General features: G+C 70.1%; 11 protein-coding genes. 3 read left to right on the top strand and 8 right to left on the bottom strand.

Annotated features, from left to right (window positions below; translation table 11 throughout):
• The 7 genes from NT132_RS14200 to NT132_RS14170 all read right to left on the bottom strand — a co-directional run.
• Nucleotides 1-606 (bottom strand): shikimate dehydrogenase (locus NT132_RS14200; protein ID WP_297790183.1); only part of this gene is annotated, 606 nt, incomplete at its 3' end.
• Nucleotides 600-1,862 (bottom strand): endolytic transglycosylase MltG, encoded by a 1,263-nt coding sequence (mltG, locus tag NT132_RS14195; protein WP_297790182.1) that lies wholly within the window; start codon nucleotides 1,860-1,862, stop codon nucleotides 600-602. The genes NT132_RS14200 and mltG, both read right to left, overlap by 7 nt.
• 1 nt (nucleotide 1,863) lies before the next feature.
• A complete protein-coding gene (gene ruvX, locus NT132_RS14190; RefSeq protein WP_297790180.1) occupies nucleotides 1,864-2,337 on the bottom strand; it encodes a Holliday junction resolvase RuvX in 474 nt (157 codons plus the stop codon).
• On the bottom strand, nucleotides 2,334-4,994 hold the full coding sequence (gene alaS / locus NT132_RS14185; RefSeq protein WP_297790178.1) for an alanine--tRNA ligase: 2,661 nt from the start codon (nucleotides 4,992-4,994) through the stop codon (nucleotides 2,334-2,336). Before alaS ends, ruvX begins: the two co-directional genes overlap by 4 nt.
• A 62-nt stretch (nucleotides 4,995-5,056) precedes the next feature.
• A complete protein-coding gene (locus NT132_RS14180) occupies nucleotides 5,057-5,284 on the bottom strand; it encodes an ATPase (RefSeq protein WP_297790176.1) in 228 nt (75 codons plus the stop codon).
• A 156-nt stretch (nucleotides 5,285-5,440) separates the two neighbouring features.
• Nucleotides 5,441-6,070 (bottom strand): 30S ribosomal protein S4, encoded by a 630-nt coding sequence (gene rpsD / locus NT132_RS14175; RefSeq protein WP_297790174.1) that lies wholly within the window; start codon nucleotides 6,068-6,070, stop codon nucleotides 5,441-5,443.
• Nucleotides 6,071-6,262: 192 nt separating this feature from the next.
• Complete coding sequence (locus NT132_RS14170) at nucleotides 6,263-7,597, bottom strand: replication-associated recombination protein A (RefSeq protein ID WP_297790172.1); 1,335 nt, start codon at nucleotides 7,595-7,597, stop codon at nucleotides 6,263-6,265.
• Between the two features lie 113 nt (nucleotides 7,598-7,710).
• Here NT132_RS14170 and NT132_RS14165 point away from each other — a divergent pair, with 113 nt between their 5' ends.
• The 3 genes from NT132_RS14165 (at nucleotide 7,711) to NT132_RS14155 (ending at nucleotide 9,993) form a co-directional block, all read left to right on the top strand.
• Nucleotides 7,711-8,016: a dioxygenase gene (locus NT132_RS14165; RefSeq protein ID WP_297790170.1), complete on the top strand. Its 306-nt coding sequence runs from the start codon at nucleotides 7,711-7,713 to the stop codon at nucleotides 8,014-8,016.
• Between the two features lie 76 nt (nucleotides 8,017-8,092).
• Nucleotides 8,093-9,352, top strand: coding sequence for a DUF349 domain-containing protein (locus NT132_RS14160; RefSeq protein ID WP_297790168.1), 1,260 nt, complete (start codon nucleotides 8,093-8,095; stop codon nucleotides 9,350-9,352).
• A 92-nt stretch (nucleotides 9,353-9,444) separates the two neighbouring features.
• Nucleotides 9,445-9,993, top strand: a complete 549-nt coding sequence (locus NT132_RS14155) for a hypothetical protein (protein WP_297790166.1) — start codon at nucleotides 9,445-9,447, stop codon at nucleotides 9,991-9,993.
• On the opposite strand, the gene NT132_RS14150 is transcribed toward NT132_RS14155, so the two are convergent.
• The coding region (locus NT132_RS14150; protein ID WP_297790164.1) for an ACT domain-containing protein at nucleotides 9,980-10,772 on the bottom strand (793 nt) is incomplete at its 5' end. The genes NT132_RS14155 and NT132_RS14150 overlap by 14 nt on opposite strands.

Genomic DNA, 10,772 nt, shown 5'->3' with positions numbered 1-10,772 from the left:
TGCGGCCGCATCCCGGGGGACGACGGCGCCCCCGGGCAGTGCCGCGAGGGTCAGCGGCACCGCGTGATAGACGTCGGCGAGGAACGGCGCCGCCGTGACCGCCACGCCGAGCTCGGCACCCAGGTCCTGCAGCGGTAGGACGGCACCGAGCCTCCGGGCGACCACTTCGACGTCGGTGACGCCCAGCTCGGCCAACGCGACCAGCGCGGAGGTGGCGGTCGCCCCGGCTCCCACGATGCGGGCTCGGTCGATCCCCTCGAACCCGCGTTCGCGCAGATCGCGGGCCAGTCCCCCCACGTCGGTGTTGAACCCGTGCGGGCCGTGCGGGCCGAGCAGCATGGTGTTCACCGCGCCGGTGAGCTGCGCGCGGCGGTCGCGGCGCACCGCGTGACGGTACGCGACCGCTTTCAACGGCATCGTCAGCGAGAGACCCCGCCAGCTCGGGCCGAGGCCGGCGAGGGCGTCGGCGAAGTCGGCCTCACCGATCTGACGCCGGTCGTAGTGCCAGTCGAGGCCCAGCACGCGGTACGCGGCCGCGTGCAACTCCGGCGATCGACTGTGCCCGATCGGGTCGCCCCACACCGCGAGGCGGGTGGGTGTCAGCATCCGGAGTCCGGATGATCCGTGCACCAGGAGCGCCACTGTGCGACGGCGGCCTCGTGCTCCGCCAGGGTGCTCGTGAAGACGGTCTCGCCGGTGTCGAGGTTCACCGTGACGAAGTAGAGCCAGGTGCCGTCGGCCGGGTGCATGGCAGCGTCGATCGCGGCGTCACCGGGATTGGCGATGGGGCCGACCGGAAGGCCGTCGATGACATAGGTGTTCCACGCGTTCTCGTCCTCCAGCGCCTCGGATGAGGACGAGACGGTCCCGTCGTGCAGTTCGCCGTAGCCGTACTGCGCGGTGGAGTCCATCTGCAGCCGCATCCCCTGGTCCAGGCGGTTCTGGATGACGCGGGAGACCTTGTAGAAGTCGTCGGAGCTGCGTGCCTCGCGCTCGATGATCGACGCGATCGTGAGGATGCGCTGGCGGTCTTCCACCGGCACCCCGGCCGCGTCGAGGGACTGCACGGCACGGTCGACGAAGGTACGGATGACGTCGGCGGCTGTGGTGTCGGGCAAGAAGGTGTACGTGGCGGGGAAGAGCCACCCTTCCAGCGAGTCGGCGGCGATGCCGTAGAGGGCCGGGTCCGCCGCGGCCTCGAGATCCGCCAGCGGCAGGCCGAGCGCGTCGGCGGTGCGCTCCAGCGTCTGCTTCTCGGTGAGACCTTCCCGCAGCTGGACGGTGTTCTCCATCCGGTTCGCGGGGTCTTCGAGCGCGGCGAGTGCCGCCTTGGCGGTCATCTTGAACTGCAGCCGGAACGCGCCCGGCTGGAAGTCGGGGTTCTGCCCGGTGGAGATGAGGTAGTCGTAGAAGACGGTGTCGGTCTTGGTCACACCCGCGTTGAAGAGTGTGGTGGAAATGGAGCGTCCGGTATCGCCGGAGACGATCGTCACCGTCGTCTCGCCCTCCGCGATGCCGGCCTCGTAGTCCTTCGGCTCTTCCCAGCCCATGAAGGCGCGGATCTTGTCCTCGTAGGTGTTCCAGACCCAGAGGCCTCCCCCCGCAACGCCGCCGACGATGACGACCACGATGATCAGCGCGATCCACCAGCCGCGACGGCGACGGCGCTTGTTCGGGCGGGGCGGCGTGCCGATGGCGTCGGTCGTGGTGCGCCCGGTGAAGAGGTCGTCGAGGACCACGGACTCCGGCGGCGTCTCCCCTGCGGGTGCGGTGGGCCGCCGTCCGGGGTCCTCCGCGGCCGGGCGGGCCTGCTGCTGCGCCTCACGGGCGGCGCGACGGGATGAGGGCGGGGTATCGGACATGTCAGTCGTTCTCCTCGGCCGGGGGTACGGGTGTTCCGGCCGGACGCCCCGTCTGCTTCTCTACGTCGAGGGCATTCTGCAGCAGGATGACGGCGGCGACTTGATCGACAATGCTACGAGACTTCTTCTGCGACCGCCCGGACTGACGCAGGGCCGCGTGCGCGGAGACGGTGCTGAGCCGTTCGTCGACGAGCCGGACCGGCAGTGAGGTGCGTGCCGCGAGCTCGGCGGCGAACGCGCGCGCGTCGGCCGTCGAGGGGGTGTCCGCGCCGCTCAGCGACGTGGGGAGCCCGACGAACAGCTCGATCGCGTCGTGTTCGACGACGAGCTCGAGGATGCGGGTGAGCGAGCCGTCGTTGCGGGCGACCGTCTCAACCGGAGTGGCAAGCAGCCCGTCCGGGTCGCAGCGCGCCACACCGACGCGGGCCTTGCCCACGTCGATGCCGAGGCGCACGCCGCGCCGGAATTCGCTCACGCGGCCTCGACGAGTCGGCGGACCTCTCGGAGGGCGTCCTCGAGGCGAGCAACATCGGTGCCGCCGCCCTGAGCGACGTCATCGCGTCCGCCGCCTCCGCCGCCGAGCACACCGGCCGCAGCCTTGGCCAGCACACCCGCCTTGGCGCCCGCCGCCCGAGCACCGTCGTTGGTGGCGACGACCACGGTGGGCCGGCCGTTCACGACGGCGCCGAGGGCGACGATCGCGGCGCGGTCGGCGAGCCGGTCCCGCACCTGCAATGCGACAGTCCGCACGTCGTCCGCGGAGGCCGCGTCACCGATGGATGCGGCAACGAGCGCCACCGCGCCCACCTGCGTCGCGGCCTGCGCGAGCGCCGGCGCGCGCTCGGCGAGAGCGCGGGTCTCGAACGCGGCGATCTTCTTCTCCGCCGCCTTCAGGTTGGCGCTGAGCTCGGCCACGCGGGCGGCGAGCTGGTCCTTCGGTGCCTTCAGCGCCGACGACAGCTGCGAGACGATGGTGCGCTCCGCCGCCAGCTCGCGGAACGCATCCATGCCGACGAGCGCTTCGACGCGACGGTTCGATGCGCCGACCGAGGACTCGCCGACCAGACTGACGAGGCCGATCTCGGCGCTGCGGGCGACGTGGGTGCCACCGCAGAGCTCGCGCGACCAGGGGCCGCCGATATCGACCATGCGCACCGTGCTGCCGTACTTCTCACCGAACAGGGCCATGGCCCCGAGCTCCTTGGCCTCATCCAGCGCCAGCACGCGGGTCGTCACCTCGAGGTTGTCGCGCACCGCGTTGTTGGCGATCTCTTCGACCTCGCTCTTGGTCGCGTCGGAGAGCGCCTGACCCCACGTGAAGTCGAAGCGGAGGTACCCCGCACGGTTGAGCGAGCCCGCCTGGGTGGCGCTGGTGCCGAGCGTGTCGCGAAGCGCGGCGTGCACGAGGTGCGTCGCGGAGTGAGCCTGCTGTGCGGCGCGACGGTTCGCCGCATCCACGATCGTGGTGGCGGCCTGGCCGACGCCGACCTCACCGATGCGCACCTCCACGGTGTGGCTGATGAGCCCGGGGACCGGCCGCTGCACGTCGAGCACGTCGAGTTCGTAGCCGGGGCCGACGATGACACCCTTATCGGCGACCTGGCCACCGGATTCGGCGTACAGGGCGGTCTCGGCGAGGATGACCTCGGCGATCTGGCCTTCGCCCGCGCGGTCGACCGGGAGTCCGTCGACGAGGAGACCGAGGACCGTGGACCCGGTCTCCAGATCGGTGTAGCCCGTGAAGACGGTCTCACCCTGCGCGCGCAGGTCGCGGTAGACGGAGTGGTCGGCGAGGGCCCGGCGGCGGGCCTTCGCGTCGTTCTTCGCCCGCGTGCGCTGCTCGAGCATCAGACTGTCGAACGCGGCGCGGTCGACGTTCAGCCCGGCCTCCGCGGCGACCTCGAGGGTGAGGTCGATCGGGAAGCCATAGGTGTCGTGCAGCAGGAACGCCTCGGTACCGGACAGCGTCTCGCCGCCGGTCTTCTTCGTCTCGCTCAGGGCGAGGTCGAGGATGGTCGAGCCCGACGCCAGGGTGCGCAGGAACGTCTCCTCCTCCGCGAACGCGTACTGCGAGATGCGGTCCCAGTCCTGCGCGACCACCGGGTAGGCGGGCGCCATCGCGTCGCGGGAGGCGGTGAACAGCTCCGGGAACGTCGCCCCATCCACGCCCAGCAGGCGCATGGCGCGCACCGAACGACGCATGAGACGGCGCAGGATGTAGCCGCGGCCCTCGTTGGACGGCGTGACCCCGTCGGAGAGCAGCATGAGCGAGGAGCGCACGTGGTCGGCAATGACGCGGTAGCGGATGTCGTCCTCGTGCTCGGCGCCGTAGGGGCGACCGGAGAGGGCGACCGCGCGGTCGAGCACCGGGCGCACCTGGTCGGTCTCGTACATGTTGTCGACGCCCTGCTTGATGAACGCGACGCGCTCCAGGCCCATGCCGGTGTCGATGTTCTTGTTCGGCAGCTCGCCGACGATGTCGAAATCGATCTTGGAGCGGACGTTCGCGATCGCGTCCTGCATGAACACGAGGTTCCAGATCTCGGTGAACCGCGAGTCGTCGACGGCGGGACCGCCGTCACGGCCGTACTTCGGGCCGCGGTCGAAGTAGATCTCGGAACAGGGACCGGCGGGGCCGGGCTGACCGGTGGACCAGTAGTTGTCCTCTTTGCCCAGGCGCTGGATGCGGTCGGCGGGCAGGCCCGCGATCTTCTGCCACAGCGCCGCGGCCTCGTCGTCGGTCTCGTAGACGGTGACCCAGAGGTCCTTCTCGTCGAAACCCAGACCGCCGTCGGACTCCGCGCGGGTGAGCAGATCCCACGCGTAGGTGATGGCGCCTTCCTTGAAGTAGTCACCGAACGACCAGTTGCCGAGCATCTGGAAGAAGGTGCCGTGACGGGCAGTGTGCCCGACCTCTTCGATGTCGTTCGTGCGGATGCACTTCTGCACGTCGGCGGCGCGACGGAACGGCGCGGGGACGGTGCCGTTCAGGTACGGGACGAACGGGACCATACCCGCGACGGTGAACAGCAGGGTCGGATCGTCGCTGACCAGGGAGGCCGACGGGACGATGACGTGGTCGTTCTTCTCGAAGTAATCGAGGTAACGCTGCGCGATCTCAGCGGTGTTCATGGGCGTGTTTCCTCGGGTAAGAGCGCACAGGGACGCCGTGACGGCGTGGGGTGTGGCAGGGGTCAGTCGGCGAGCTTCACGGCGTCCGACGCCGCATCCGTCACTTCGGCGACGAGGTCGTTCAGCCGGGTCTGCTGTTCGCGGTAGGCGTCGCCGATGCGATCGGTGAACTCGCTGATGCGGGCGTCGATCTCGCCGAGCAGCTCATGACCACGGGGATCCTTGTTCACCACGTGGGCGAGGACGAACCCGGCCCCCGCACCCAGCACGAACCAGACGAGATTCTTCACGACACCACTTCCTCGTTCTGCCGCCGCCTGCGGCACCACCCCATCGTAGGCGACTTCGCTGCTCGAGTGCCCGAGCGGGCGCGGCCCGACGCCACCGGGGGACGACGAAGGGCGCCGGGTTTCCCCGACGCCCTTCGCGTACCGCTGCGGAATGGATCAGCGAGCGGCGTAGTACTCGACGACCAGCTGGACCTCACAGGTCACGGGGACCTCGGCACGCTTCGGGCGACGCACGAGCTTCGCCTGCAGCTTGTCGAGCTCGACCTCGATGTAGCCGGGAACGGGGGGCAGAACCTCGGCGTGACCGCCGGCGGCCGCCACCTGGAAGGGCTCGGTGCCCTCGGAGCGCTCCTTGACGTGGATGGTCTGGCCGGGCTTCACGCGGAACGACGGGCGGTCCACGATCTGGCCGTCGACCAGGATGTGGCGGTGCACGACGAACTGGCGGGCCTGAGCCGTGGTGCGGGCAAAGCCGGCGCGCAGCACGAGCGCGTCCAGACGCATCTCGAGCAGCTCGACCAGGTTCTCACCGGTCAGGCCGTCGGTGCGGCGGGCCTCGTTGAAGGCGATACGGAGCTGCTTCTCGCGGATGCCGTACTGCTCGCGCAGACGCTGCTTCTCACGGAGGCGAACGGCGTAGTCGCTGTCCTGCTTGCGCTTGGTGCGGCCGTGCTCACCCGGAGCATACGGACGCTTCTCGAGGTACTTGGCTGCCTTGGGGGTCAGCGGGATACCGAGGGCCCGCGAGAGGCGGACCTTGCGGCGGTCCTGGGACTTCGTGGTCACGAAGTGTTCCTTTCGATGACGTGGCCGTGCCTTTCACGACTCACGGACGTATCCCCCGCTCCCCCGACCCGCGCGCACGCCGGGGCGCATCGGATCAGTTGTTGGAAGGAGGAGATGCCCGAAAACTTGAGTTTCGAGCCGATCAAGTCTAACAGACGTCCCGATGGACTCCCGGAATGGCTGCGGGACGGCTCAGGCGTCGCCGTCGAGGATGCGGCGGAGCTTCTCCAGCCGCGCCTGCACGTCGCGCTCCTGACCGTGCGAGGACGGCACGTAGTAGCGGGCGGCGCGCAGGGTATCCGGGAGGTACTGCTGCGCCACCACACCGATGTCGCTGTCGTGCGGGTATTTGTAGCCCTTGCCGTGTCCGAGCTTCTTCGCCCCGGCGTAGTGCGCATCGCGCAGGTGCTTCGGCACACGGCCGGCCTTGCCTGCGCGGACGTCGGCGATGGCCTGATCGATCGCGAGGTAGGCGGCATTCGATTTCGCGGTGGTCGCGAGATAGACCGTCGCCTCGGCGAGCGGGATGCGGCCCTCGGGCATGCCGATGAACTGCACGGCGTCGGCGGCGGCCACCGCGATCTGCAGCGCCTGCGGGTCGGCCATACCGATGTCTTCGGCAGCGGAGATGACGAGGCGCCGCGCGATGAAGCGCGGGTCTTCCCCCGCTTCGATCATCCGGGCGAGGTAATGGATCGCCGCATCCGGGTCGGAGCCGCGGATCGACTTGATGAAGGCGCTGATGACGTCGTAGTGCTCGTCGCCCTGGCGGTCGTAGCGCAGCAGCGCGCGGTCGACCGCCTGCGCGACGCTCTCGGCCGTGATCTCCGCCGGGCCGTCGGCGTCGCCGTGCAGATCGCGCGCGATCGCGGCGGCCGCATCCAGCGCGGTCAGCGCTCGACGGGCGTCGCCCGAGGCGAGCTGAATCAGCGCGGTACGGGCCTCGGGAGCGACCGTGACCGCGTCCGCGAGGCCGCGCGGGTCGGTGACGGCGCGGTCGACGAGCACCCCGAGGTCCTCATCCGCCAGCGTCTCGAGCGTCAGCAGCAGCGAGCGGGACAGGAGCGGCGAGATGACCGAGAACGAAGGGTTCTCGGTCGTCGCCGCGATGAGAACGACCCAGCCGTTTTCGACACCGGGCAGCAACGCATCCTGCTGCGCTTTGGTGAAGCGGTGGATCTCGTCGAGGAACAGGATCGTGGACTGGTCATAGAGGTCGCGCTGCGTGAGTGCCTCCTGCATGACCTCGCGGACGTCCTTGACCCCGGCGGTGACCGCCGACAGCTCGACGAACCGGCGCTGTGACGACCGGGCGATGGCCTGCGCCAGCGTCGTCTTGCCGGTCCCCGGCGGACCCCACAGGATGACGGAGACCGCACCGGTGGACTGCTTGCGCGGGTCGGCCAGGGCGACGAGCGGGGAACCGGGGCGCAGCAGGTGCCGCTGACCCGCGACCTCCTCGAGGGAGGTGGGTCGCATCCGCACCGCGAGCGGCGTGCTGCCCGAGAACAGCGGAGCGGAGGTCATCCCCCCAGGCTAATCGCCGCCACCGACGTCCGGCTGCCGCACCATGCGCGCCCGCTTTGGTGCGCGCACCGTGCGCTGCGTAGAGTTTCGTCGACCGACGGACGGAGACACGGATGGCTTCGGGGAACAACGCCAAGGCGCGCAGCCAGGAACGCGAGCGTGCCCGGCGCTATCAGGCCCGGCTGGCCTATCAGGCGGGCCTCGGCCGACGCCGCACCCGGGACAACCTCATCGCCGGCATTGCGGGCGGCATCCTGATCCTCGCTGTCGTGGGCGGTCAGATCGCGTACTTCGGTGTCGGCCCCGGGGCGCCTGAGCCGAGCGGGACTCCGACCCCGACCGTATCGCCGACCTCGGACGTCACCCCGACGCCGGAAGGCACACCGGACACCGGCGCCACGGAAACCCCGACGGAGTAGTCCGCCACGGCGGCGACGCGGGGACTAGGCTGAGTCCCATTGCCCGCCCGCCTACGTGAGCCGCCTGAGGTACCCCGTGACTGCGAACGAGTCCACTCCCGATATTCCCGAAGACGCCCCCTGGGGCCGCGTCGACGACGACGGGACCGTTTCGGTCCGCGACGGCGACCAGTGGCGCGTCGTGGGCCAATACCCCGACGGTTCCGCCGAGGAAGCCCTCGCCTACTTCCAGCGGAAGTACGCCGACCTCGCGTCCGAGGTCTCCCTCCTCGAGGTGCGCCACCGCCGCGGCGGGGCATCCGCGTCGGACCTCCGCCAGGCGGCCATCGCCGTCGGCGAGAAGGTGTCCGGCGCCGCGGCCGTGGGCGATCTGGCGAGCCTGCAGGCACGCCTCACCGCGCTGACCGGCGCCCTCGAGGCAGCCTCGGCCACCGAAGCCGCCGCCGCCCGTGAGGCCGTCGACGCCGCCGTGGCCGAGCGCAACGTGCTCGTCGAGAAGGCAGAGGCCCTCGCCGCCCGCGACCCCCGCAGCATCCAATGGAAGCAGGCGTCCGCCGAGCTGACCGAACTGTTCGATCAGTGGCAGACACACCAGCAGACCGGACCCCGGTTGCCGAAGTCTGTCGCCCAGCAGCTGTGGACTCGCTTCCGCGATGCCCGCGCGACGGTGGAGCGTCACCGTCGCGCGTTCTACGCCGAGCTCGATGACACCCACAAGAAGGCCCGCGACCAGAAGACGCGTCTCGCCGAGCGTGCCGAGGCCCTCGCCCCGCAGGGCGAGGACGGCATCCCCGCGTACCGCGCTCTGCTCGACGAGTGGAAGGCCGCCGGCCGTGCCGGCAAGAAGGTCGACGACGCGCTCTGGGCCCGGTTCAAGGCCGCCGGCGACGCACTCTATGTGGCGCGCGGTGAGCGCGAGGCCGTGGCGGCCGAGGAGTCGAAGGAACGCATCGACCAGAAGAAGGAGCTGCTGGCCCAGGCGCGCAGCATCCCGGACGAGAAAGATCTCGCCACCGCCCGCCAGCGCCTCACCGCGGTACAGCGGGAGTGGGACGAGATCGGCCGGATCTTCCCGCGCGACGTCGAGCGCGCGCTCGACGACGACCTGCGCAAGATCGAGCAGACCGTCCGTGGCCGTGAGGAAACGGACTGGAAGCGCAACAACCCGGAGACGAAGGCTCGCGCGAACGACCTCACGCGCCAGCTGACCGACGCGATCGACAAGCTGCAGTCCGAACTGGATGCGGCGACCGCATCCGGCGACAAGCGCGCTATCGCGAAGGCCACCGAAGCGCTCGAAGCGCGTCAGGCGTGGCTCCGCGCGATCGGCGGCTGACCTCTCCTCCCCCGCTACGACCGCGGGACGCACTGTCCACACCCGGCCGGCACGCCTCCCCTGGCGTGGCGGCCGGGTGTCACACTTCCGGGGTGAGCTCCCCGTTCCTCTACTTCGGCGGTGACCGTCTCTCCGAGGCGGAGCTCATCGCCGCGAGCCTGGACGGCGATCTCGTCCGCCTCGGCGAGGGGTACGTGCCCGCCGACACCGTCGAGACCGCAGCGTTGCGTGCCGCGTCACTCGCGCCGCTCGTGGGAGACGACGCCGCAGCGACGCACGCCAGCGCCGCCTGGGTACTCGGCGGATGCGGTGAACCTCCGGCGCGGCACAGCATCCAGCGCATTGTGGCGCACCGCACCCGGCACCGACTCGACAGCCGATACGTCTACCGCGACCCGCGGATCGACGCGGATGACCTCGTGCGACTGGGCGGGGTCGCCGTGACGACGCCCGCCCGCACGATCGCGGACCTCGCCCGTGACGAGGACCCGGATGCGGACGCCCTGATCGCCGGCCTCGTGCGGGTGCACGACGGGTCGCTCACGGCGGCGTTCGCCTGGTTCGCCGCCCGCGGCAAGCTACCGGGAAAGCGCGGCGCGCTCGCACTACTGCGCCGATACCAGGCGACTACGACGACGTGACGCGGTACACGTCGTAGACGGTGTCGATGCGGCGCACCGCGTTCAGCACACGGTCGAGGTGCACCGTATCGCCCATCTCGAACACGAACCGGCTGATCGCGAGGCGGTCGTTGGAGGTCGACACCGTCGCGGACAGGATGTTCACGTGGTGTTCGCTGAGCACGCGGGTGACGTCACTGAGCAGCCCCGAGCGGTCGAGGGCTTCGACCTGGATCTGCACCAGGAAGACGCTCTTGGAGGTGGGCGCCCACTCGACCTCGATGAGACGCTCGGGGTCTGCCATGAGTGACTTCACGTTGGTGCAGTCGGCGCGGTGCACCGATACGCCGCTGCCACGGGTGACGAATCCGACGATCGCGTCGCCGGGAACGGGCGTGCAGCACTTCGCGAGCTTCACCAGGATGTCCGGCGCGCCCCGCACCAGCACCCCGGAATCACCGTCGCGGGGTGCGCGGCCGCGACCGATGTGCGGGATGTCGATGGGTCCGGTGGACGTGTCGTCCGACGCAACCAGCGCGGTGACCTTCTCCAGCACCGACTGGGTGGAGACATGGCCCTCACCGACAGCGGCGTAGAGCGCCGAGACGTCCTCGTACTTCAGCTGCTGCGCGACCTCGGTGAACGAGTCCTGACTCATCAGGCGCTGCAGCGGCATGTTCTGGCGTCGCATCGCGCGGGCGATGGACTCCTTGCCCTGCTCGATGGCCTCTTCGCGCCGCTCCTTGGTGAACCAGCCGCGCATCTTGTTGCGAGCGCGAGTGCTGGTGACGGGGCTCGCC

The sequence above is a fragment of the Microbacterium sp. genome (assembly GCF_026393345.1).
Taxonomy (GTDB): Bacteria; Actinomycetota; Actinomycetes; order Actinomycetales; family Microbacteriaceae; genus Microbacterium.
This window is presented reverse-complemented; position numbering and strand designations above follow the sequence as displayed.

Coding starts and splice junctions, on each gene's coding strand:
- mltG (WP_297790182.1), bottom strand. CDS start 1,862: ATGTCCGATACCCCGCCCTCATCCCGTCGCGCCGCCCGTGAGGCGCAG.
- NT132_RS14170 (WP_297790172.1), bottom strand. CDS start 7,597: ATGACCTCCGCTCCGCTGTTCTCGGGCAGCACGCCGCTCGCGGTGCGG.
- alaS (WP_297790178.1), bottom strand. CDS start 4,994: ATGAACACCGCTGAGATCGCGCAGCGTTACCTCGATTACTTCGAGAAG.
- NT132_RS14165 (WP_297790170.1), top strand. CDS start 7,711: ATGGCTTCGGGGAACAACGCCAAGGCGCGCAGCCAGGAACGCGAGCGT.